Origin of the sequence: Pluralibacter gergoviae ATCC 33028 = NBRC 105706 (assembly GCF_001598855.1) — a bacterium.
GTDB lineage: Bacteria > Pseudomonadota > Gammaproteobacteria > Enterobacterales > Enterobacteriaceae > Pluralibacter > Pluralibacter gergoviae.
Map to the genome: position 1 here is coordinate 15,664 of NZ_BCZS01000038.1, position 22,512 is coordinate 38,175.

A 22,512-nucleotide genomic window follows, 5' to 3' on the forward strand; every position below is an offset into this window, starting at 1 on the left:
GGGATCAGCGTATTTTGAATCGCCACGGGTTTAACAGACACCTCAGAGTCATTTAAGATGGCTTAAAGAGAGGTGCCCATGAGCGGTAAGCGTTATCCCGAAGAGTTTAAAATTGAAGCAGTCAAACAGGTTGTTGATCGCGGTTAATCTGTTGCCAGCGTTGCAACGCGTCTCGATATCACCACCCACAGCCTTTACGCCTGGATAAAGAACTATGGTCCGGATTCTTCCACTAATAAAGAACAGTCAGATGCTCAGGCCGAGATCCGCCGTCTTCAGAAAGAGCTGAAGCGGGTTACCGACGAACGGGACATATTAAAAAAAGCCGCGGCGTACTTCGCAAAGCTGTCCGACTGAGGTACGCCTTTATCCGTGACAACACCTGTTGCTGGCCTGTTCGCCTGCTCTGTCGGGTGCTGGATGTACATCCCAGTGGTTTTTACGCCTGGCTTCAGGACAGAAAACCACTATTGAGGGGGAATGGCGGCATATGTCGGACGCCAACAGGTTGTCAGAACGTATTACGATGCTTCAGCATGCGATCTATGAGCAGTATGAGGAATACAGAGCAGATATTCCCGTCAGCTGGTCCAGATAACGTCTGACAGACCTCACCGGCGAGCAGGACGTTCGCCAGCATCATTCTCCTAAGTACTTAAAAATTCCCTTTCAGCATGGCTACCGCATCCGCTTCGGGCATCTGAAACTGAACTCGATGCCGCGCAGCAACATCAAGTGCGAACACCTTCGTATAGACTTCCGTCGAGCTAATCGATTTGTGGCCCATCAGGCTCTGCAAAACCTTCAGTGGTATGCCGGCGTACAGCATGTGCATCGCGTAGGAGTGACGGAACGTATGGGGGGTAACCGGTACTGAGAACGTCACCCCGTCGGCCGCTGCGGCCTCCACCGCTTCGCTAAGCCAGGTACGCACGGTACGGTCTGTGATCTCCCAGATACGCGCCTTCTCCATTCTGCCGGTGCGCTTGTTTCGTCTTTCCAGCGGAATTTTCAGGGTGGCCACCATCATCTGCAGCTGGCTGACGTAGTGGTGATCGGAAAGCGGAACCAGGCGATGAGCCTGGCTGCCTGCGGGTGCACGACCTGCAGTTCTGGCTGCTTTCTCGGTGCGCTGCTTGAGCGTGGCCAGCTGCACGAACGGATACGGCGGCGCCAGCGAAAAATCCCCCCGGGTCAGCGCGAGCGCTTCATTAATGCGCGCGCCGGTGTTCCACAGCGTCGCCAGCAGCATCTTGCGGTGAAGATCCGGCACGTAATGGAGCAGGGCGCTGACTTCCGGCGCCAGCAGATATTTCGGCAGTTCATCCTGCACGAGCGCCATCTGGCGCAGGGCGAGGGCGGCAGGGTAATCGATGGCCACCGGGAGCAATGTTCCGGGAGATGCCGGAGATCCAACTGGAACCAGGTTATTCATAATTTCTTTTAACTTTTTTCTTTGCCGAGAATTTTCTTCGTAATATTACCGGAGTCAGGATGACTAACCAGCCAGCGACGGCCAGCCAGAAAACAGACGAAGTCACAAACAAAACTACCCCGTCAATGACAGTAGACACGATATTTTCGGGCACAGGTTTCACTCCTCTTCAGTGGGTGGCTATGGAACGGGAACATTCATGACCCCAACATCCAGTAGATAAAGCCCAGAAAAATCACCACGCCCCCCCAGAATAAGGTCAGGTTGGCGACTTTCTCCCACAGGATAGAAAGGAGCTTTGTCTGCAGGTCAACGAGGTATTCACTTTGCGAGGCAAGATCCCTTTTGAGCTCAACGATTTTTTCCTGCGACTGACTACACAGGGTTGCCAGTCGGATAACCCCGGTTGCCCGTTGCGCCACCTCCAGGTCAGAATCCCCGCTCTGCGGCAGAGACAGTTTTTCTGCCCGCAGTGGCAGGGCGTCACATTTCTCGTCCGGGAGCTGGCCCCCTTTCCTGTGCAACAGATGATAAAATGGACGATTCCTAAGTGAAGTAATTAACTGTTTTTGCGACCGTTTTTTGCCTTCGAGCTGCACTATTTTTTCCTGCAGCCCGCGATAACAGTCTTCCAGCCGGCGTACCGCGGATACCAGGGGATCCACCCGGAGCGTTGAACACCTGCCCCGTGGCAACTGCAGTTCGTCTGCCCGCATCGGCATTGAGCTGGTTTCCCCCGGCGGGAACCGGAAACCCAGCCCGCGCCACAGTCTGCTCCGGCGGATCAGATTGTGAATGTTTTTCGTATCCACGGACGAGATGTCGATTCTTCCGACCAGCGTTTCCGGCGGCAGGGAGCGGGTCCAGAGCACCATCTGCTGCATGATCCAGCTGCCCACCCTGCGACCACGGGGTAAAAATTCTTTCAGCATAAATTCGACACTGAACAGTTCCACCGTGCCGGGCACGAACTTCGCGACAATGGTCTGCGGTGTTCCTTGTCCTTCACCGTACAGCGTCAGGCTGGAGGTGATCGACACATGTGCCCCTGGCGAGTCCTCAGATCCGTAACGACATTCCTCCACCCGTCTGACGACCACAACCACCGTTTCGTCGCCCGCACTCCCCGCCGGGACGGTCAGCAGCCACATGCCGTTATCATCAACAGACGTTTTTATGAAGGTTGCCGTTTTCGCTTCCATACCGGTCTCTTTGTCCCGTTGCGTAACTGTTACGTGGATGAATGGGTAATTCCCGTCAGTTCTGGTCTGCCATAAAACGGCCAGCGCTTGTCGCCCTGAGAGTAAACCTCGGTCCACACCAGTGTGCCCTGCTCAAAATACAGGTGACAGCCGTCACTGGCGCTCAGGGTCGTCATCATCGGCAGCTGCGCAGCGGAAAACGAAACGCCCGGACCTGGCAATGCCGGCATCATTGACTGTTATCCTCCGTGTCCGCGTATTGCTCCTTTGTGTTCAAATTAATCACAGTTCTGACCCACGATAAATATCGTCAGTCCCCCGGGAACCTTCATTGCAGCCAGTTCAGTACAATTCCCGGCAGGACCTTCATGTTTTCCGCTGTGGCATCCACCGGATAAAGCGCCTGTGTCAGAAGTGACAGATTATGCTCACTGCAGGAAAGCCCCGCGCGGTGAAGACATGACAGGTACCCTTTTTTAACTGCTGCGGCATCGCCGGCATCCATCATATTGAAGTAATCCAGAGGCGCCGGCGAAAATTCCTCCTCCGCTACGGTTTCAAGAAACCGTAGCATCTCCGGGCGAACTGGCAGGGGCAGAACGGCGGCCTGAAATTCGTCACAGCTGAATCCACCGCAACTCTGCGTCGCCAGTCGCCAGCCATCGGTGTTACCGTTCGGCACAGTTACCGTAGAGGCCAGAACCAGCCCCGGCCAGCGATCTTCCCGATCAAACCCGTAATCAAAACACTGCTCAGGAATGTCCTGCAGATTCTTGCCATGTTGTCCGGGCTCTATCATCCCGAACCTGATCTGGGGAGTATGCTTATACACAGATTGGGCCTGTTCGTTAGTACTTTAGTTGAGAAACAGCGCTGGCATTTCATCTAACATCATCACATGGCGGGTCCGCTTCCCGCGAAAAATACGGCGCATCATCGGCGTAAAATCACCGGGCTCCCAGCCATAAGGCCAGGTATAGTAAATCCCGTCCTTCAGCTTACTGTCGCGTCGCTCAGGCCCCGCTACGATACGTCTGACCTCCCTGTTCAGCGCCTCACCGCACAGGCCATACTGCCCCAGGTAGCGGCGCAGCCGCGTTCTGGGCATCCGCGGGTCAGATTTCACGTAACCATTAACATCCAAATGCTGCGTGGTGGTGATGATATTCATGCCGTACTGGCGCATGGTGCGTAAGGCGACGTCCATCACGTCCGTGCCTGTCTGTGTTTCGTCACTGGTTGTATTCATGTTGCTTCCTGTCAGCTTGTTAAATTTCACCTTCGGCCAGCAGTTCCCAGGGATCTTAATTCTGGCCAGTAAGTCTGAAACATCCCAACCCGTGCCGGATGTACCGGATCATTCTTCCTGGGGGTCAGTATATCCGGAAGCTGTCTCCGGCCCGGTGGCCGCTGCCACTTCCTTCAGGATTGGTGTCCAGCCGCCCTGAAACCATTCCCCTGGGTCTTCGCCACTGAGTACCTGCTGCAGCCAGCGGGAAGGGGAGCGACGCTTTGCGTCACGGAACCAGACCGGATGGTGCTGACCCATGACGGACCAGAAATCAAAATCCGGCTCCGGGGGCGAGAACACATACGCATTCATGACCAGATTCCCGCAGTGTTGTCTGAGGAACAACAAAAAATCTTTCAGGTTTCCGTACCCTACCGACCCCATACCGGCACCAAGGAAAAACGCCTCTGTTACCACGCCGGCAGTGATACGACCGTTCTGCTCATGCTGGCGCAGGATCATAAGGGTGCCATCATGGCGCCCACCGTCGATGCGGATGAACTCAAAGACATACCTTTCATCATCATCCGGGAAGAAAAATTCCTCCCAGCTGACACCGGAATACGTTCCCAGTATCACCAGCGAGAACATCATCCCGTCACCGGTAGTCAGCCAGTCCGCACTGGTGCCAAACCGGCTTTCAATCCGTTCAGCCAGATCACGGGTTAACTCACCGGCGCCATCGATACAGTCCAGGATCAGTCCCGGGGAAACATGTAACCGGTGAGCTATCCGTACCTGGTCGGCGATCCGCGTCGGCCCGGGATGCCCGGCCCCCGGGAAAAAGCCGTCAGCGGACAGACGGTCAAACAGGGCGCGCAGACGCCCGCCACATTCCTTCTGCCACTGTTGCCGACTGGAGAGGATTTCCGGAGAGGTGGTCCCCGCAGGATACTGTCTGGCCAGCGCCAGGCGGATCTCCCCTTCGAGTGAACGTTCATTTTTCATCGCTGACTGCTCAATGCGCGCAAACAGCGCATCGTCAACATTTCTGGCCTGGATCTTCGCCATGACTCCTTCCTTATGCAAAACGTATTAAGGGCTGGTAAATGGTCATTGAAGTAAACATGAAACCAAACTTACCGGAATAACGATAAATGTATACATTATGATTCATTTTGTACACAAGTGAAGGAAGTGGCACATGATAAGCCATGAAACAGTCACGCCGTTAAATTACCGGACGGCCGTTCCGGTTAGATCCGACTTTCCTGCGTATCACAACTTTCCGGAAGTGTACCACGGTCACGGAATAACCACAGCACCCTTTTATGGGGGTGAGCGGCCGGTCACGGGGCAGGGGAGGAACACAATATATAGCGTCAATTTCAGCCATTAACACCGCTACATCTTGTGTTGCCGGGCCGCTGCGCGCCGGAGGGGTTCCGGCAGATCCGGAACTACCTTTTTTCGGATCTCAGAAGTGGAGAAGAGGAATTATTGCAGCATGGACACAAAAAACGAGTAATTGTTGCGATGAGTGGACTATTGCACCATGAGCAAATATAAATGACTTTATGCGTCCTGCGGTTAAATATATTGTTCATGCCGTCCGGCTGAACCCCGGGTCAGGGGATCAGCCGGGAAGGAGAACGTCACGGTTCTGTTTTCCGCGACAGGGTCTTTCTTTTTTTCTTCAGGTACATCACTTCGTCACATTTACCGATCATCTCCGCCAGTGTCGTATAATGGTCTGCGTTATTGATCAGTTCGCCAAAGGAATAATTGATGTTGTAGGGCTTGCCCGAGGTGTCATTGTAATGATCGAGACTGGCACTCAGCGCGTGCAGATAAGACTGAGTGTTACCGTTTCGCCGGATCAGGGCGGCAAACTCATCCCCGCCGAGGCGGCCTGCTATTTCACCCGGTTCAAGGTGCTGATGTAAAAAGCCGGCAAAGATCTTCAGCACCTCGTCACCTTCCGTGTGTCCCCAGAGATCGTTAACCGGTTTGAACCTGTCCAGATCGAAATAGATGAGGCTGAACGACGCATCCTGCCGGTTCATTGCGCGGAAGAGTTTTTCGCCGGCGCGGTAAAACCCGCGCCGGTTGGGAATGCCCGTCAGGCTGTCCGTCATGGCCATGCTGATGGCCTCGAATTCGTCCTCCACGATACAGGCCAGGTCCCGGAGGGACGCAATGTCCTCATCCGTGAAGGCGCGGGGAACGGTGTGGATCAGGCACAGCGTGCCGGCCACCGTGCCGTCCGGCAGGCTCACCGGCTGGCCGGCGTAGAACCGGATGTGTGGCTCACCGGTAACCAGGGGATTATCGTGAAATCGCGCATCGGCAGCCGCATCGTGAATGATAAAAGGCCCTTCCTGCAGAATGGCGTGCCCGCAGAACGAAATATCACGTGGAGTTTCGCGCACGCCGACGCCCTGGCAGGCGAGGAGCCACTGGCGCTCGCGATCCAGCAGGCTTATCAGAGCCACCGGGACCTGAAAGGCTTTGCGGGCCAGCCGCGTCAGGCGTTCAAAACGCTCATCGTCACGGGTATCAAGAAGGCCGGTAATATACAGGGACTTCAGCCTCTGTTCTTCATTCTCCGGTATACCGGGTGCCTGCATGTAATCTCCTGGTATGTACAAAGTATATATGCAGATGAAAAGGTGTTTGGATCTGACTGAGTGTAATTATAGTTCACGACTTATCTGCCAGCGGCTGAACTTCAGGTACAGGAATTCACGTTTATCACTCGTACCAGACTCTCCGGAGGACCAGGGGAATGACCGGGTCTGTTACGGTGAGGGAATCTGTAAACCTCAGGATTTTTGCCGGGAAAGTACGTATAACTGCTATCTTGATTAGTAAATGTTAAAATTTGTAGGTATCCACCCGTTAAACAAAATGATTAATATTTAAAAATACTCGTTGAACACCCGTGCCGTAATAATGAAGTACATTAAAAACGTTATCCGGTCATGTGAAGCTGAGACCGTCTCTTCGTCATGTAAAATGCCGTACTTTCTTTGTCGTGAAGAATGACCGGGTTAAGTCCATAAGGTTGAGAGGAAGTCTGCAGATGTGATACGCTCAAGGCGAGATTTATCTCAGTGAGAACTCACGGCAACAAAAAGTTTTTGGACAACAAAACACAAAGTTGTTTTGGACTGTAGGAGTCCAAGAGACAATGACATTACATACAACGCCGTGTAACGGATTTTACATTATTACAAAGCCTGTGTTACAAGAGAGTTATGGACATGATTGAAAAAAGATGTGAAGTAATTGATGGTGAATACGTCTGTGATATAGATATTAGCGTTGAAGAATGGAAGATTTTATTAAGGGATAAAAAAGTTTTTGATGACAAAAGTATTGCAGCGTTAAAAAAATGGTTCATTGAGCCAGACCATTCCTGTACATGTTTCGATATCGGCAAGAAGTACGACCTGCACAGTATGAGTGCTAATGGTGTAATCAATGGGTTGGGTGGAAGAGTTCAGAAGCAGCTTGGCCGATTCGAGGTTAAAGGAGTCGGAAAGATTGCTTCCGGGACAAAATTCATTACAGTCATGAAAAGTAGAGAAATTAAAGGAAACCCAAAGCGAAATTTATGGACTATCCGTGAAGAACTTGTTCAGGCAATAAAAGAACTAGATTTTTTTAGTACGAACGAAAGCTCAAGCATTGATTTTTACTCAGATAATGATTTGATCACTGCTCTAGAAGAAAGTAATCACTTTGACGTTACTCAGACATTTGAGTATAGCGAAAAAGCGAAACCTAAGAAAGCTGCAATAGAAGTCAAAAATGGACTCTCATACCCAAGAAGTAAATCTGTTTCAAAAAATGCGCTTAACAAAGCTGATTATAAATGTGAAATTAATTGCGACCATCCAACGTTCAGAAGGCGAAACTCTCCTCTAAATTACACAGAACCTCATCACATTGTCCCGATGTCAAAGCAAGACTATTTTGAGAATTCACTGGATGTGGAAGAGAATATCATATCACTATGTTGCAACTGCCATAAACAAATTCATCTTGGCAAGGGGTTTGAAGATATGTTGAGGAAAATATATGCCGAGCGGAAAGATGTATTAAAAAAAGCGGGAATCGAGATATTATTAGAGGATTTGATTCTTTTTTACAAGATGGAAGATAATTAATCTTCGAGAAGATGCATGCTTATTTTTATTTTTTTTAGCAATGAATGTGAAATACTGCCTGACTATCAATCCTGTCATGTGATTCAGATTTATGGGGGAGGATTTTAATATTTTACCAGCATGGCATGTCGATCAATCGGTTAAGTATAGCGCCAGGTAACCAGACGGATTTTCCCTCTCAGGCGGGAGTCGTTATCCATCGTCCAGTACCTGATTAAAAGTAGGAGTAATTACAAGAAAATTAAACTGTATGACTATTATTTCCGTTCAGAAAAGAAAGTTACATTAATAACCCGTAATTATTCGGGTTTTTAATTAGTTAAGTGCTATATATTTTTGTGTCCGGGGGTACCCTAAGAGGGTGCGCAAGACAACACTCCAGTGTTCATTATTTATGACTGTCAAGCCATTTATTCATCTGCTCAATTTCACCTTTTTGAGCTTTAATGATGTCCTGCGCAAGCTTTCTCATTTCGGGATCTTTTCCGTATTTGAGCTCGGTCTCAGCCATTGCGATTGCCCCTTCATGGTGTGCGATCATACCTTTTGCAAAGGCCTTATCGGGATTGGATTCATTAACGGCGGCCATCATTTTTTCATGCATATTTTTCATGCCAGCCATATATTCCTGTGATGATGCCGATGAGTGCATATCTGACATTTTCATTTCCGAATGTTCAGCAGAAATAACTGGCAGGGATAACATTAATATTACAAAAAGGGTGTTTTTGATTTTCATATAATAATTCCTTTCAGACAGGTACCGGTTAAGTGTAGCTGAGTCAGACAAAAAAGCCCCCTGACGGGGGGCAAAAATGTAGCAACGTTGTTTCAGGAAAATCTATCAGGGAAAAGGTAACAGCACGGATACTACCGTCGCATTCAGCCTGCATTGATCATGCGGCGGTGCGCTTCGGCCATGGCCTGATGTGGGCCGGATTGCCCGTTATTCATGAATTCATGGGCAACCGCTGCTCTTTCATGCTCATTCATCGCCGCGTAAGACGTTGACGGGACGGTCGTGGATACCGTGTTATTTCCCATCATCTTCTGATGACTTTCCACCATTTTCTGGTGCGCATCCGCCGAGCCGTTCGTCATGGTCTCATGAGCAATAATGGCCTGTTCATGCTGGTCCATACCGGTCATGCGAGGAGCAGTCCCCTGGATCCCGACAGGAGCCGCAGCAGACTGCATCTGGTGAGCAGGAGCCTGTGCATTGTTGACGCGATCATGGATATTCACGGTTTCAGTGGCCCAGGCCGATGAAATTAAACCAAAGCCCAGCAAAGATGCTAATACGATATTTTTCATGATAACTCTCCATTTCTGAATTAGTGATGTCCGGGGAAGTACAACCGGTGTTTTCAGTTCCATAACTGAAACAAGTTCGGCAGCGTTTATTTCTCCGGAAGAGGGCTGGATATTCATTTCCTGGCGTACTCTGACGCCGGGTATTGATGAAGCAATCCAGCCTTCCTGATAAGTTGCACTAATTATATCGAATGGCTTCTGTTTGCTGCATGACAGTCTAATGACATCTTTGTCATTTACATCTTTATTTTCAGCATTGGGTTTCCGGGATCATTTTCTCCAGTCTGGGCACGGATAAGATAAAACGCGTGGAGCGTACGTCTGATTCCACCTGCACTCTTCCGTGATGTGCTTCCACGATTGACTTCACAATCGCAAGGCCGATGCCGCTGCCTTCTCCTTTTCGTTGTCTGGATGGATCCACCCGATAAAAACGGTCAAACAGCCTTGATAAATGTTCTTCAGGGATCGGTTTCCCCGGATTTTCAATCACAAGGTCAAAAAAGCTCTCCTGCTCTCTTATTGAGACGGTGATTGCCTGTCCCTCCGGGGTATAACGCAGGGCATTGGATAACAGATTATTGATCGCCCTTCTGAACATTTGTGGATCTCCCTCAACCAGGCAGGGCATCCCGTTAAATTTGAGCGTGATATTGCGTTCTTCGGCCCAGGCTTCGAAAAACTCGAAGACTTTCATGACTTCCGCTCTAAGGTCAAACATGACCCTGTCAGGTATCAGCTGATTATTATCTGCCTGTGCCAGGAACAGCATATCGCTGACCATTTTGGTCATCCGGTTATACTCTTCAAGACTGGAATAGAGGACATCCTCAAGTTCCCTCTGTGTTCGATCCTGACTCAGTGCGATTTCAGTCTGCGTCACCAGATTGGTGATGGGCGTTCTGATCTCATGCGCGATATCGGCAGAGAAATTGGCCTGGCGGGTAAAGACATCCTCAATCTTTCCAATCATATGATTGAACGAGATAACCAGTTGCTCCAGCTCAATGGGAACGCGTGTCGGTTCCAGTCGCGCATCAAGATTCTCGGAGGTGATGTTTTTAATGGCATTGCTGACATTACGAAGGGGCAGGTGCCCCTGACGGACAGCGATTCGAATGATCAGAACAATCAACAGGCTTATCACGACGGCAATCGCAATCAGGTTCTTTTTCAGCGCATCGAGGTAATGGAGATGGAAATTAATGGATAGGCCAGTCAGCATGACATAGTTCTGCTGTTTGCCCTGAAATATCGCCTGACCAGAGGAGGCGATAATCCTGTATGTTTCCATCTTCATTTCGGACCCGGTATCCATCGGTCCCGCAGGATCCTCCACCGTCCAGAGAAAGACATCCCGTGCGCGGCTGTGCTCGCTAAAATCTGCTGAATTCACTGCCGGGCGTAGTGCCGCCCCCTGAGCTGAGCTAAAGAGCACTTCACCCCTGGGATTGAGGAGCAAAAGGGCAACGTTGCGGTAGCTGGCAATTGATTCCTTTATTTTGCTTATTTTTTTATCATCCGGATCCACCGGGGACTGCAGTATACGGTTCAGTGTGGTGCTGATTTGTTGAAGATCGCTGACATCCTGCTCGGCAAAATGATTTTCAACAGAATGCAGCATAAACCAGGTGAAGGCGATAAAAGCCAGTATCGTGGACAGGCTGATAAAAAAGGTCAGCCGCAGAGCGAGTGAGAAAGGGCGTCTGGAAGGTTTGCTATGCATCCGGGACCTCCAGCATGTAGCCCACGCCCCGGACTGTCTGGATCAGCTTTGTCCCGTAATCGTTGTCTATTTTAGCGCGGAGTCGCTTTACTGCGACATCGATCGCATTAGTGTCGCTGTCAAAATTCATGTCCCAGACCTGAGAGGCAATCAGGGAGCGGGGAAGAACCTCTCCCTGATGGCGAATGAAGAATTCCAGCAAGCTGAACTCTTTACTGGTGAGCACAATGCGGTTCCCGGCGCGGCTGACTTTTCTGGATACGAGATCAACCGAGAGGTCAGCCACTTTAAGCTGGCTTTCCGTGATCATCGTGTTTCCCCGCCTGAGGAGGGTTCTTACCCGGGCGAGCAGTTCAGCAAACGCAAAGGGCTTCACCAGATAATCGTCCGCACCCAGCTCAAGTCCTTTGACCCTGTGTTCAATCGTGCCAAGGGCCGTCAGCAGTAATACCGGCATCCCCTTTCCGGCACTGCGCAGCATACGGATGATATCCCAGCCGTTTACATCAGGCAGCATGATATCCAGGATGACTAAATCATACTCGGCTGTCATGGCAAGATGATATCCGGTCAGACCATTATCAGCGTGATCCACGACGAACCCCGCCTCTGTCAGCCCCTTGCTGAGATATTCACCTGTTTTAATTTCGTCTTCAACGATTAATATTTTCATCATGCTCCCCGGCTGGCTGCTAATGTCATTTTATTGCGCCCACGATCGTTATCAACGGATTACAGCAAAAATGACAACATTGTCATTATCCTGTCACCCGGCAAACAGAGAGCGTTCGGTAAAGTATCCCTATCAATACTCTGGACTTCGTTTGAACCATTTACCAGGTCTGCCTGTACGAGAAGCGTTATGTTCAAATTAAAATTACTCAGCATCAGTACCATATTCATCCTGGCTGGTTGTGTTTCTCTGGCACCTGAATATCAGCGTCCGCCAGCTCCGGTTCCCCAGCAGTTTTCATTGTCTAAAAACAGTCTGACGCCTGCGGTAAACAGCTATCAGGATACGGGCTGGCGAAACTTTTTTGTCGATCCCCAGGTCAGCAGGCTGATCGGTGAAGCCCTGACTAATAACCGTGATTTGAGAATGGCTGCCCTGAAGGTTGAAGAGGCCCGGGCCCAGTTCAACGTCACGGATGCAGATCGTTATCCCCAGCTGAATGCCTCATCCGGGATCACATACAACGGTGGTCTGAAAGGTGACAAGCCGACCACACAGGAGTACGACGCGGGTCTGGAGCTCAGCTATGAGCTCGATTTTTTTGGCAAACTTAAGAACATGAATGAGGCTGATCGCCAGAACTACTTTGCCAGCGAAGAAGCCCGTCGTGCCGTACACATCCTGCTGGTCTCCAGCGTTTCACAGAGCTATTTCAGCCAGCAACTGGCGTACGAACAACTCCGTATTGCGCGGGAAACGCTGAAAAATTATGAACAGTCCTATGCTTTCGTTGAGCAACAGCTCGTGACCGGGAGTACGAACGTTCTGGCACTTGAACAGGCGAGAGGACAAATCGAAAGTACCCGCGCCGAAATAGCCAAACGAGAAGGCGATCTGGCTCAGGCAAACAATGCCCTGCAACTGGTGCTGGGAACGTACCGCGCACTTCCGTCAGAAAAAGGGATGAAAGGCGGGGAGATCGCACCAGTAAAATTGCCACCAAATCTATCTTCACAAATTTTGCTGCAGCGACCGGATATTATGGAAGCGGAATATCAGCTGAAAGCGGCTGATGCCAATATTGGCGCAGCGCGAGCGGCCTTTTTCCCCTCCATTACCCTGACCAGTGGTCTTTCTGCAAGCAGTACGGAGCTGTCAAGCCTGTTTACGTCAGGAAGTGGAATGTGGAATTTTATCCCTAAAATTGAAATTCCTATTTTTAATGCTGGCAGGAATAAAGCCAATCTGAAGCTGGCTGAAATTCGCCAGCAACAATCGGTGGTTAATTACGAACAAAAAATTCAGTCAGCCTTTAAGGATGTTTCCGACACGCTTGCGCTGCGCGACAGCCTTAGCCAGCAACTTGAGTCACAGCAGCGTTATCTTGATTCACTTCAGATAACTCTCCAGCGTGCCAGAGGATTATATGCAAGTGGTGCTGTCAGTTACATCGAAGTGCTGGATGCAGAACGTTCCCTCTTCGCTACGCAGCAAACCATTCTCGATCTTACCTATTCCCGACAGGTTAACGAAATTAATCTGTTTACCGCGCTGGGTGGCGGTTGGGTAGAGTAAATTTATTTAATTAATCAGGAAATTAAAAATGCGTAATTCACTTAAAGCCGTTTTATTTGGTGCCTTCTCTGTCATGTTTTCTGCCGGTCTTCATGCTGAAACACATCAGCATGGCGATATGAATGCTGCCAGTGATGCTTCGGTACAGCAGGTTATCAAGGGCACCGGTGTCGTTAAAGACATTGATATGAATAGTAAAAAGATTACCATTTCGCACGAAGCAATCTCTGCTGTGGGCTGGCCTGCAATGACCATGCGCTTCACTTTTGTTAATGCAGACGACGCTATCAATGCCCTGAAAACCGGCAACCATGTCGATTTCTCGTTTATTCAGCAGGGCAATATCTCCTTACTCAAAAGCATTAACGTTACGCAATCCTGATTATCAGTCCGGAGCGAATACATCCAGTGCGCCTGAACATTCATTAAGGGATTACTGTGAATGAATGATCGGGCGCATATGCCAGGTGTTTTGATTTTTCAGCGAGAAATTGTATGGCTTCTTTAAAGATAAAATATGCTGCAATAATTATCAGCAGCCTCATAGCAGGGGGGCTGATATCGGTTACTGCCTGGCAGTATGTAAACTCATCACAAAAAACAGTACAAACCGAACAAAAGGCACCGGAGCGAAAGGTACTTTTCTGGTATGACCCGATGAAACCGGATACCAAATTTGATAAACCCGGAAAATCTCCCTTTATGGATATGGACCTGGTGCCAAAATATGCTGATGAAAGCGGCGATAAAAGCAGTGGCGGGATCCGTATCGATCCAACGCAGGTTCAGAATCTGGGATTAAAAACGCAAAAAGTCACGCGAGGAATGCTGAATTATTCTCAGACAATCCCGGCTAATGTCAGTTACAACGAGTATCAGTTTGTCATTGTGCAGGCGCGCTCTGACGGTTTCGTCGAAAAAGTGTATCCCCTGACGATTGGCGATCATGTGAAGAAAGGCACTCCGCTTATCGATATCACCATTCCTGAATGGGTTGAGGCACAAAGTGAGTTCCTGCTGTTATCCGGTACAGGCGGTACGTCAACCCAGATAAAAGGGGTTCTGGAGCGACTTCGTCTGGCTGGTATGCCGGAAGAGGATATTCAAAGGCTGCGTTCAACCCGCACAATCCAGACCCGTTTTACCATTAAAGCACCTATTGATGGTGTCATTACTGCGTTTGACCTGCGCACCGGAATGAATATTTCGAAAGATAAAGTAGTGGCTCAGATTCAGGGGATGGACCCGGTCTGGATCAGCGCTGCAGTGCCAGAATCTATCGCATATCTGCTGAAAGATACGTCGCAGTTTGAAATTTCGGTACCGGCTTATCCGGATAAAACATTCCATGTCGAAAAATGGAACATTCTTCCCAGCGTGGATCAGACAACCCGTACGCTTCAGGTCCGTCTCCAGGTTTCTAATAAGGATGAGTTTCTCAAGCCGGGCATGAATGCCTATCTGAAACTGAATACCAAGAGCCAGGAGATGCTGCTGATACCAAGCCAGGCCGTTATCGATACCGGCAAAGAACAGCGCGTGATTACTGTTGATGATGAAGGCAAGTTTGTGCCGAAACAGATCCACGTTCTGCATGAATCACAGCAACAGTCCGGCATTGGCTCCGGCCTGAATGAAGGCGATACCGTGGTGGTCAGTGGCCTGTTCCTCATTGACTCCGAAGCCAATATTACGGGCGCGCTGGAACGTATGCGCCACCCTGAAAAAACAGAAAACAGTATGCCAGCAATGTCTGAGCAGCCTGTAAATATGCATTCAGGGCACTGAGGAGACGACGATGATTGAATGGATTATCCGGCGCTCTGTCGCCAACCGTTTCCTGGTCATGATGGGCGCACTGTTTCTCAGCATCTGGGGCACATGGACGATAATTAACACGCCGGTCGATGCGCTGCCTGACCTGTCAGATGTGCAGGTCATTATTAAAACCAGCTATCCCGGACAGGCCCCGCAGATTGTAGAAAACCAGGTCACCTATCCGCTTACCACCACCATGCTGTCCGTACCTGGCGCAAAAACCGTGCGTGGCTTTTCACAGTTCGGTGATTCGTATGTGTATGTCATTTTTGAAGACGGCACCGATCTGTACTGGGCCCGTTCGCGCGTGCTGGAATACCTGAATCAGGTTCAGGGCAAACTGCCTGCGGGTGTGAGCTCTGAAATCGGCCCGGACGCCACGGGAGTGGGCTGGATATTTGAATATGCCCTTGTCGATCGCAACGGAAAACACGACCTTTCAGAACTGCGCTCTCTGCAGGACTGGTTCCTGAAATTTGAGCTGAAAACCATCCCGAACGTGGCTGAGGTCGCTTCGGTTGGCGGCGTGGTGAAACAGTACCAGATTCAGGTCAATCCGGTAAAACTGTCCCAGTACGGTATCAGCCTGCCCGAAGTGAAACAGGCACTTGAATCGTCTAACCAGGAGGCCGGTGGCTCATCCGTTGAAATGGCCGAAGCGGAGTATATGGTCCGGGCCAGCGGATATCTTCAGACCATTGATGATTTCAATAACATTGTCCTGAAAACCGGCGAGAACGGTGTACCGGTTTATCTGCGGGATGTTGCCCGCGTGCAGACCGGGCCTGAAATGCGGCGAGGTATTGCCGAGCTGAACGGCCAGGGGGAAGTCGCCGGCGGCGTGGTGATCCTGCGGTCGGGTAAAAACGCGCGCGACGTAATCACGGCAGTGAGGGATAAACTGGAGACACTGAAGGCCAGCCTGCCGGAAGGCGTTGAAATCGTGACCACCTACGATCGCAGCCAGTTAATCGACCGGGCGATTGATAACCTCAGCCATAAACTTCTGGAAGAGTTTATCGTGGTGGCCATCGTCTGTGCTCTGTTCCTGTGGCACGTACGTTCTGCCCTGGTGGCGATTATCTCTCTGCCGCTTGGCCTGTGTATCGCCTTTATCGTCATGCACTTCCAGGGACTGAACGCCAATATTATGTCGCTGGGAGGGATAGCGATTGCCGTCGGTGCGATGGTGGATGCCGCCATTGTGATGATTGAAAATGCGCACAAACGGCTTGAGGAGTGGGATCATCAGCATCCGGGTGAGCAGATTGACAACGCCACCCGCTGGAAGGTGATTACCGACGCCTCCGTGGAAGTGGGACCCGCGTTGTTCATTAGCCTGCTGATCATCACCCTGTCCTTTATTCCTATCTTTACCCTGGAAGGGCAGGAAGGTCGTCTGTTTGGCCCGCTGGCATTCACGAAAACGTACTCCATGGCGGGAGCAGCCGCACTGGCCATCATCGTCATTCCTATTCTGATGGGATTCTGGATCCGGGGGAAAATTCCTGCCGAGACCAGTAACCCCCTGAACCGGGTGCTGATCAAAGCGTATCATCCTTTGCTGCTGCGGGTCCTCCACTGGCCAAAAACAACCCTGCTGGTTGCGGCCTTGTCCATTTTCACGGTTATCTGGCCACTGAGTCAGGTGGGCGGTGAATTTCTGCCGAAGATTAACGAGGGCGATCTGCTGTATATGCCGTCGACCTTGCCTGGCGTCTCTCCGGCAGAAGCTGCAGCGCTCCTGCAGACAACAGACAAGTTAATCAAAAGCGTTCCTGAAGTGGCTTCTGTATTTGGCAAGACCGGTAAAGCACAGACCGCAACGGATTCCGCGCCGCTCGAAATGGTGGAAACCACGATCCAGCTCAAACCTGAGGATCAGTGGCGTCCCGGCATGACAATTGACAAGATTATTGATGAACTCGACAGGACAGTCCGTTTACCGGGTCTGGCAAACCTCTGGGTGCCGCCTATCCGTAACCGTATTGATATGCTCTCAACCGGGATCAAAAGCCCGATAGGTATCAAAGTGTCCGGGACTGTTCTGTCCGATATCGACGCGACGGCGCAGAGTATCGAGGCGGTAGCCAAAACCGTGCCTGGCGTGGTGTCTGTCCTGGCTGAGCGACTTGAGGGCGGGCGCTACATCGATATCGATATCAACCGGGAGAAAGCCTCCCGCTACGGGATGACGGTAGGTGATGTCCAGCTGTTCGTCTCTTCAGCAATCGGAGGTGCTATGGTGGGTGAGACGGTTGAAGGGGTGGCCCGGTACCCTATTAACATTCGCTACCCGCAGGATTACCGGAACAGTCCGCAGGCGCTGAAACAGATGCCGATCCTGACCCCGATGAAGCAGCAGATCACGCTGGGCGATGTCGCGGATATTAACGTCGTTTCTGGACCAACCATGCTGAAAACCGAAAATGCCCGGCCAGCCAGCTGGATTTATGTTGATGCCCGCGGCAGGGACATGGTGTCGGTGGTGAACGATATTAAGACGGCCATCAGTGAGAAAGTGAAACTGAGACCGGGGACCAGTGTGGCATTCTCAGGACAGTTTGAATTACTCGAGCACGCCAACAAGAAATTAAAACTGATGGTACCGATGACGGTGATGATCATCTTCATCCTGTTATATCTGGCATTCCGCCGGGCTGATGAGGCCTTACTTATTCTGATGAGCCTGCCGTTTGCCCTGGTTGGCGGGATATGGTTCCTGTACTGGCAGGGCTTCCATATGTCAGTGGCGACCGGAACCGGGTTTATCGCCCTGGCCGGGGTGGCAGCAGAGTTTGGCGTGGTCATGCTGATGTATCTGCGTCATGCCATTGAAGCGCACCCGGAATTGTCCCGTAAAGAGACGTTCACACCGGAAGGTCTTGATGAAGCCCTCTATCATGGTGCCGTACTGCGTGTCCGGCCGAAAGCCATGACCGTGGCGGTGATCATTGCGGGTCTGCTGCCAATACTCTGGGGAACCGGTGCAGGTTCAGAAGTCATGAGCCGTATCGCGGCACCCATGATTGGTGGGATGATCACGGCTCCGCTGCTGTCCCTGTTCATAATTCCTGCCGCCTACAAATTAATCTGGCTGCGCAGACATAAAAAAAGCGTGTCATAACCCTGTAAGGGCACCCCCTGTGGGTGCCCTTCTGTACTGATTCATCCTGACGTCAGGGGTTATATCGATAATATACAGAGGTGAGTATGAAAAAAGTGGTCCTGGTGGCCCTGGCTCTCGGCCTTTCACTGCCCGCAATGGCGAGTGAAAAAGTGATTGATATGTACAAATCTGAAAACTGTGGCTGTTGTTCCCTGTGGGGCAAGGCGATGGAAAAAGACGGGTTTGAAGTACGAACTCACGTCATGAATGATCAGGCGCTGTCAGCCCTGAAAGAAAAGCATGCTATTCCTGCAGGACTACGAAGTTGTCATACCGCGGTTGCCGGTAATTTGATCATTGAAGGCCATGTGCCTGCGACAACGATACATAAGGCCATGCAGTCTGGTTCGGGTATATACGGTCTCGCCACCCCCGGTATGCCAGCAGGAAGTCCTGGAATGGAGATGGGAGCCCGAAAAGAGGCTTACGATGTTATCGCATTCTCACCGGATGGAAGTAAAAAAGTCTTCCAGCGAATCGAATAGTCAGCGGAACGGCTGATAACGGGACGCCGGTAGCAGGCACTCCTGTGCCGGCGATATTCGTGGTAATCGCATCCATGACATACCCTGAAGACAGAAGATGCTTCGGTATGCATAAGGAGAGTTACTGTGAAAAATGACAATGCAGTGCAACACAACAACCAGACTGCTTCTGAGCAGACATTATCCCCGGACGAGGGCCACGTATTGCATAAGGTGAGAGATCCCGTGTGCGGGATGGCCATCCTGCCTGACAAGGCGCACAGCAGCATTCGATACCAGGACCATCAGCTTTATTTCTGCTCCGCCAGCTGTGAGAGCAAATTTAAAGCCCATCCCGATCATTATTTTACCGAAGATGCCAGTGAACATCACCATCACCACGACCACCATGAAGTCAGCCCTGATAAGATAAAACAGTCTCACCGCCAGGCGGAGAAAGAGATTTCTGAAGGTGTGTGGACATGTCCGATGCATCCGGAGATACGCCGTAGTGGTCCCGGAAGCTGTCCTGTCTGTGGAATGGCACTGGAGCCGCTCGTAGCTACGGCATCCACGGGGACGAGTGATGAACTTCGCGACATGACAAGACGCTTCTGGCTGGGGTTGTTGCTGGCGTTTCCGGTTCTGATACTCGAAATGGGTTCTCATCTGTTTCCCGCTTTGAGGAATACAGTACCGCCACAGTACAACACATGGCTGCAGTTACTTCTGGCCTCTCCTGTCGTGTTGTGGTGTGGCTGGCCATTCTTCGCCCGGGCCGGAATGTCGTTACGTAACCGCTCCCTGAATATGTTTACCCTTGTTGCAATGGGGACCGGCGTAGCCTGGGTTTACAGCGTCATTGCAACCGTCTTCCCCTCCTGGTTTCCTGCATCGTTCAGAAACATGGATGGCCTGGTGGCCATTTATTTTGAAGCCGCAGCTGTTATTACGGTGCTTGTTCTGCTGGGACAGGTCCTTGAATTGCGGGCAAGGGAACAAACCTCAGGTGCCATTACTGCACTTCTGAACCTTGCCCCCAAAACCGCCAGGCGGCTGGATCATGACGGTCATGAAACGGATATTAATGCGGAAGATGTCCTGCCTGGCGATAAGCTCCGCATCAGACCTGGAGAGAGTATTCCGGTCGACGGTATCGTGGTCGAAGGCAAAACAACCGTGGATGAATCGATGGTGACCGGGGAGTCTATGCCGGTTACCAAAACGGAGGGTGAACCCGTCATTGGGGGGACGATTAATCAGACAGGTAGTCTTATCATCCGTGCAGAGAAAGTCGGTGATGAAACGATGCTCTCACGAATTGTTCAGATGGTCGCTGATGCACAGCGTTCGCGGGCCCCCATCCAGAGAATGGCTGACAGCGTTTCAGGCTGGTTTGTTCCTCTGGTGATACTTATCGCGGTTGTTGCTTTCATGATCTGGTCTGTCTGGGGGCCCGAGCCCAGGATGGCGCACGGTCTCATTGCGGCTGTGTCGGTCCTGATTATTGCCTGTCCCTGCGCGCTGGGGCTGGCCACGCCGATGTCGATAATGGTGGGGGTGGGCAAAGGAGCCCAGGCCGGGGTGTTAATTAAGAATGCCGAAGCCCTTGAGCGTCTTGAAAAAGTGGACACGCTGGTTGTCGACAAAACAGGCACGCTCACGGAAGGTTCGCCGACGGTGACAGGGATTATCAGTCTCAATCCGGGTGGGGAAACATCTCTTTTGCGTGTAACGGCCGCAGTGGAAAAAGGCTCGCAGCATCCGCTGGGTATGGCAGTAGTTAAAGCAGCACAGGAAAAGGGGATCGCAATACCCGCAGTCACTCATTTCAATGCGCCGTCGGGTAAAGGTGTCTCAGGCGATGTCGAAGGTCAACGGGTTGTTATTGGTAATGAACTGGCTATGCAGGAAAACAGTATCGTTATTGATAATCAAAAGGCCGTTGCGGATACGTTGCGGATGGAAGGTGCTACCGTTATCTATGTGGCCACAGACGGGCACCTTGCAGGCCTGATAGCTATCTCGGATCCCGTGAAAGCAACTACGCCGGATGCGCTTAAAGCTTTGCGTCAGGCGGGGATCCGCATCGTTATGCTCACCGGGGATAACCAGCTTACCGCTGAAGCAGTCGCACGGAAACTGGGAATAGATGAGGTTGAAGCCGGGATTCTGCCGGATGGCAAAAAAGCAGTGATAACCCGACTGAAAGCGTCTGGCCATGTGGTTGCGATGGCCGGAGACGGTGTGAATGATGCCCCGGCGCTGGCAGCGGCTGACGTGGGTATAGCCATGGGAACGGGTACAGATGTGGCAATTGAAAGTGCCGGAGTCACCCTTCTCAAAGGCGACTTGATGATACTGAACAGGGCCCGTCATCTGTCAGAAATCACCATGAACAATATCCGACAGAATCTGTTTTTTGCATTTATCTACAACGCACTTGGCGTGCCTGTGGCTGCAGGTCTGCTTTATCCTGTGTATGGAATACTGCTGTCGCCAGTTATTGCGGCGGCGGCCATGGCTCTTTCCTCCGTCAGCGTCATTGTGAATGCGTTGCGTCTGAAAAGTGTCAGGCTCGGGAAATAACACTGAGTGAAGGGGCTGTTACGAACAGAAGGAGTCCAGTATGAAAAGTACCACCTATGCGCTTATTGCTGTCGCCGCGATCGCGGCATTTGCCCTCCTGCGCGAACACTGGTCACATGTGGCAGGTTACTGGCCATATCTGTTATTGCTGGTCTGCCCGCTCATGCATCTTTTCCACGGCCACGGAGGGCATGGAGATCATCAACATCAAGGAAGTGAAAACGATAAAAAAAATTAATCCGGCAGACGGGGCCGCGTCGCGGCCCCGTTATCAGTCCAGGTATCGTTCGTAGTCTCTGGCATGCGCAAAGGCATGCTGTTCAAGTTTGTTATCAGCGGGTGCCGCTGCCCGGAACGCCAGTGAGTTAACAGGATTGTTATTGATGACCAGCTCGTAATGCAGATGAGGACCGGATGAACGTCCGCTGTTACCGGATAACGCAATAGCGCCTCCCCGGGTAACCCTGGCCCCTTTAGTAACGAGTATTTTATTGAGGTGGAGATAGCGAGTTTTAACACCGGCTTTTCCTGTTACTTCAACAAAATATCCCATGGTGCTGTTGTATTCGGCCCGGGTGATTTTTCCGTCGATGACGCTGACTATTTTCGTGTTCATGGGCATGGAATAATCAATGCCATTATGGGGACTCACTTTTCCCGATACCGGGTTAAGTCTTGCAGGATTGAAAGGCGAACTGAGTCTTGCTGTGGCCGGTAACGGATAATCGAGACTGCCTTTCCCGGAAGTATCGGAAAGGTTATAGAACTTTTTATCTGATATACGATACGCCGTGTAATTAAATGAACCGGACGTAAATTTATAGGCCACGACACGTGATTTTCCCGCTTTCTTTTGCAGTACGAGTTTTAATGATTCATTTTTTTTCAAATGCCGCAGATTAAACCGGGAAGGCAAGGAGCGCTGAAGAGTAGCGATCTCGTTCGATTCCAGCCCCGAGCGGGTGGCTGAAAGGTAGGCATTTTCTTTTACGACATCGGTAGAATACATTTACTGGAATTCGCCGTTAGCATGAACACTGCGGCGTATGCTAGGGGTTTTCAGGAGGCGTGTCATCTGTCAGTTAATCGGGAGCACCGTTGATGGTCGTCATTTTTGTAACATATCTTGTTTCCCGTTTGC

General features: G+C 50.9%; 19 protein-coding genes and 4 pseudogenes. 10 read left to right on the plus strand and 13 right to left on the minus strand.

Annotation, left to right across the window (positions count from 1 at the left end; all coding sequences use genetic code 11):
* Positions 1–78: 78 nt before the first annotated feature.
* A pseudogene (locus ENGE1_RS27335) lies at positions 79–449 on the plus strand (transposase); the annotation flags it as partial.
* A pseudogene (locus ENGE1_RS29290) lies at positions 440–598 on the plus strand (hypothetical protein); the annotation flags it as partial. The pseudogenes ENGE1_RS27335 and ENGE1_RS29290, both read left to right, overlap by 10 nt.
* A gap of 57 nt (positions 599–655) precedes the next feature.
* Here ENGE1_RS29290 and ENGE1_RS22960 read toward each other — a convergent pair.
* From ENGE1_RS22960 to ENGE1_RS22990, 8 genes and pseudogenes are all read right to left on the minus strand, one after another.
* The gene (locus tag ENGE1_RS22960; RefSeq protein WP_064360783.1) at positions 656–1,435 is read right to left on the minus strand and encodes a site-specific integrase; all 780 of its coding nucleotides are present in this window, start codon (positions 1,433–1,435) and stop codon (positions 656–658) included.
* 197 nt (positions 1,436–1,632) lie between these two features.
* Positions 1,633–2,637, minus strand: a complete 1,005-nt coding sequence (locus tag ENGE1_RS22965; protein WP_064360784.1) for a hypothetical protein — start codon at positions 2,635–2,637, stop codon at positions 1,633–1,635.
* 29 nt (positions 2,638–2,666) lie between these two features.
* A complete protein-coding gene (locus tag ENGE1_RS22970) occupies positions 2,667–2,870 on the minus strand; it encodes a hypothetical protein (RefSeq protein WP_048263651.1) in 204 nt (67 codons plus the stop codon).
* Positions 2,871–2,915: 45 nt separating this feature from the next.
* Positions 2,916–3,436 (minus strand): annotated as a pseudogene (locus ENGE1_RS22975) (hypothetical protein).
* A 57-nt stretch (positions 3,437–3,493) separates the two neighbouring features.
* Positions 3,494–3,886 (minus strand): hypothetical protein, encoded by a 393-nt coding sequence (locus ENGE1_RS22980; protein ID WP_119218034.1) that lies wholly within the window; start codon positions 3,884–3,886, stop codon positions 3,494–3,496.
* 108 nt (positions 3,887–3,994) lie between these two features.
* Positions 3,995–4,939, minus strand: coding sequence for a hypothetical protein (locus tag ENGE1_RS22985; RefSeq protein WP_064360785.1), 945 nt, complete (start codon positions 4,937–4,939; stop codon positions 3,995–3,997).
* 160 nt (positions 4,940–5,099) lie between these two features.
* A pseudogene (locus ENGE1_RS28880) lies at positions 5,100–5,345 on the minus strand (hypothetical protein); the annotation flags it as partial.
* Between the two features lie 178 nt (positions 5,346–5,523).
* A complete protein-coding gene (locus tag ENGE1_RS22990; protein WP_064360786.1) occupies positions 5,524–6,498 on the minus strand; it encodes a GGDEF domain-containing protein in 975 nt (324 codons plus the stop codon).
* A 636-nt stretch (positions 6,499–7,134) separates the two neighbouring features.
* On the opposite strand from ENGE1_RS22990, the gene ENGE1_RS22995 reads away from it, so the two are divergent.
* Positions 7,135–8,043: an HNH endonuclease gene (locus ENGE1_RS22995; RefSeq protein ID WP_064360792.1), complete on the plus strand. Its 909-nt coding sequence runs from the start codon at positions 7,135–7,137 to the stop codon at positions 8,041–8,043.
* 388 nt (positions 8,044–8,431) lie between these two features.
* Here ENGE1_RS22995 and copM read toward each other — a convergent pair whose 3' ends face one another.
* The 4 genes from copM to silR form a co-directional block, all read right to left on the minus strand.
* Positions 8,432–8,782, minus strand: coding sequence for a CopM family metallochaperone (gene copM, locus ENGE1_RS23000; protein ID WP_023328274.1), 351 nt, complete (start codon positions 8,780–8,782; stop codon positions 8,432–8,434).
* A 143-nt stretch (positions 8,783–8,925) separates the two neighbouring features.
* Positions 8,926–9,357 (minus strand): silver-binding protein SilE, encoded by a 432-nt coding sequence (gene silE, locus ENGE1_RS23005; RefSeq protein WP_000790483.1) that lies wholly within the window; start codon positions 9,355–9,357, stop codon positions 8,926–8,928.
* Between the two features lie 250 nt (positions 9,358–9,607).
* Entirely contained in the window at positions 9,608–11,083 is a 1,476-nt protein-coding gene (silS, locus tag ENGE1_RS23010; protein ID WP_000555737.1) for a copper/silver sensor histidine kinase SilS, read from the minus strand.
* Entirely contained in the window at positions 11,076–11,756 is a 681-nt protein-coding gene (gene silR / locus ENGE1_RS23015) for a copper/silver response regulator transcription factor SilR (protein ID WP_039264117.1), read from the minus strand. Before silR ends, silS begins: the two co-directional genes overlap by 8 nt.
* Positions 11,757–11,945: 189 nt before the next feature.
* Here silR and silC point away from each other — a divergent pair, with 189 nt between their 5' ends.
* From silC to ENGE1_RS23050, 7 genes are all read left to right on the plus strand, one after another.
* Positions 11,946–13,331, plus strand: coding sequence for a Cu(+)/Ag(+) efflux RND transporter outer membrane channel SilC (silC, locus tag ENGE1_RS23020; RefSeq protein WP_064360787.1), 1,386 nt, complete (start codon positions 11,946–11,948; stop codon positions 13,329–13,331).
* A gap of 28 nt (positions 13,332–13,359) precedes the next feature.
* Positions 13,360–13,713, plus strand: coding sequence for a cation efflux system protein CusF (gene cusF / locus ENGE1_RS23025; protein ID WP_064360788.1), 354 nt, complete (start codon positions 13,360–13,362; stop codon positions 13,711–13,713).
* Positions 13,714–13,826: 113 nt separating this feature from the next.
* Complete coding sequence (gene silB / locus ENGE1_RS23030) at positions 13,827–15,119, plus strand: Cu(+)/Ag(+) efflux RND transporter periplasmic adaptor subunit SilB (protein ID WP_001485328.1); 1,293 nt, start codon at positions 13,827–13,829, stop codon at positions 15,117–15,119.
* Positions 15,120–15,129: 10 nt separating this feature from the next.
* The gene (gene silA / locus ENGE1_RS23035) at positions 15,130–18,276 is read left to right on the plus strand and encodes a Cu(+)/Ag(+) efflux RND transporter permease subunit SilA (protein WP_064360789.1); all 3,147 of its coding nucleotides are present in this window, start codon (positions 15,130–15,132) and stop codon (positions 18,274–18,276) included.
* Positions 18,277–18,362: 86 nt separating this feature from the next.
* A complete protein-coding gene (locus ENGE1_RS23040; protein ID WP_009654300.1) occupies positions 18,363–18,803 on the plus strand; it encodes a DUF411 domain-containing protein in 441 nt (146 codons plus the stop codon).
* Between the two features lie 126 nt (positions 18,804–18,929).
* Positions 18,930–21,371, plus strand: coding sequence for an Ag(+)-translocating P-type ATPase SilP (gene silP, locus ENGE1_RS23045; protein WP_064360790.1), 2,442 nt, complete (start codon positions 18,930–18,932; stop codon positions 21,369–21,371).
* A 40-nt stretch (positions 21,372–21,411) separates the two neighbouring features.
* Positions 21,412–21,609: a DUF2933 domain-containing protein gene (locus ENGE1_RS23050; protein ID WP_000843497.1), complete on the plus strand. Its 198-nt coding sequence runs from the start codon at positions 21,412–21,414 to the stop codon at positions 21,607–21,609.
* 33 nt (positions 21,610–21,642) lie between these two features.
* On the opposite strand, the gene ENGE1_RS23055 is transcribed toward ENGE1_RS23050, so the two are convergent.
* Entirely contained in the window at positions 21,643–22,380 is a 738-nt protein-coding gene (locus ENGE1_RS23055) for a peptidoglycan DD-metalloendopeptidase family protein (RefSeq protein ID WP_000287501.1), read from the minus strand.
* Between the last annotated feature and the right edge of the window lie 132 nt (positions 22,381–22,512).

Coding starts and splice junctions, on each gene's coding strand:
- ENGE1_RS22970 (WP_048263651.1), bottom strand. CDS start 2,870: ATGATGCCGGCATTGCCAGGTCCGGGCGTTTCGTTTTCCGCTGCGCAG.
- ENGE1_RS22995 (WP_064360792.1), top strand. CDS start 7,135: ATGATTGAAAAAAGATGTGAAGTAATTGATGGTGAATACGTCTGTGAT.
- silE (WP_000790483.1), bottom strand. CDS start 9,357: ATGAAAAATATCGTATTAGCATCTTTGCTGGGCTTTGGTTTAATTTCA.
- ENGE1_RS22980 (WP_119218034.1), bottom strand. CDS start 3,886: ATGAATACAACCAGTGACGAAACACAGACAGGCACGGACGTGATGGAC.
- silC (WP_064360787.1), top strand. CDS start 11,946: ATGTTCAAATTAAAATTACTCAGCATCAGTACCATATTCATCCTGGCT.
- cusF (WP_064360788.1), top strand. CDS start 13,360: ATGCGTAATTCACTTAAAGCCGTTTTATTTGGTGCCTTCTCTGTCATG.
- ENGE1_RS22985 (WP_064360785.1), bottom strand. CDS start 4,939: ATGGCGAAGATCCAGGCCAGAAATGTTGACGATGCGCTGTTTGCGCGC.
- silB (WP_001485328.1), top strand. CDS start 13,827: ATGGCTTCTTTAAAGATAAAATATGCTGCAATAATTATCAGCAGCCTC.
- ENGE1_RS23040 (WP_009654300.1), top strand. CDS start 18,363: ATGAAAAAAGTGGTCCTGGTGGCCCTGGCTCTCGGCCTTTCACTGCCC.
- ENGE1_RS23050 (WP_000843497.1), top strand. CDS start 21,412: ATGAAAAGTACCACCTATGCGCTTATTGCTGTCGCCGCGATCGCGGCA.
- ENGE1_RS22960 (WP_064360783.1), bottom strand. CDS start 1,435: ATGAATAACCTGGTTCCAGTTGGATCTCCGGCATCTCCCGGAACATTG.
- copM (WP_023328274.1), bottom strand. CDS start 8,782: ATGAAAATCAAAAACACCCTTTTTGTAATATTAATGTTATCCCTGCCA.
- ENGE1_RS23055 (WP_000287501.1), bottom strand. CDS start 22,380: ATGTATTCTACCGATGTCGTAAAAGAAAATGCCTACCTTTCAGCCACC.
- ENGE1_RS22965 (WP_064360784.1), bottom strand. CDS start 2,637: ATGGAAGCGAAAACGGCAACCTTCATAAAAACGTCTGTTGATGATAAC.
- silR (WP_039264117.1), bottom strand. CDS start 11,756: ATGAAAATATTAATCGTTGAAGACGAAATTAAAACAGGTGAATATCTC.
- silA (WP_064360789.1), top strand. CDS start 15,130: ATGATTGAATGGATTATCCGGCGCTCTGTCGCCAACCGTTTCCTGGTC.
- ENGE1_RS22990 (WP_064360786.1), bottom strand. CDS start 6,498: ATGCAGGCACCCGGTATACCGGAGAATGAAGAACAGAGGCTGAAGTCC.
- silS (WP_000555737.1), bottom strand. CDS start 11,083: ATGCATAGCAAACCTTCCAGACGCCCTTTCTCACTCGCTCTGCGGCTG.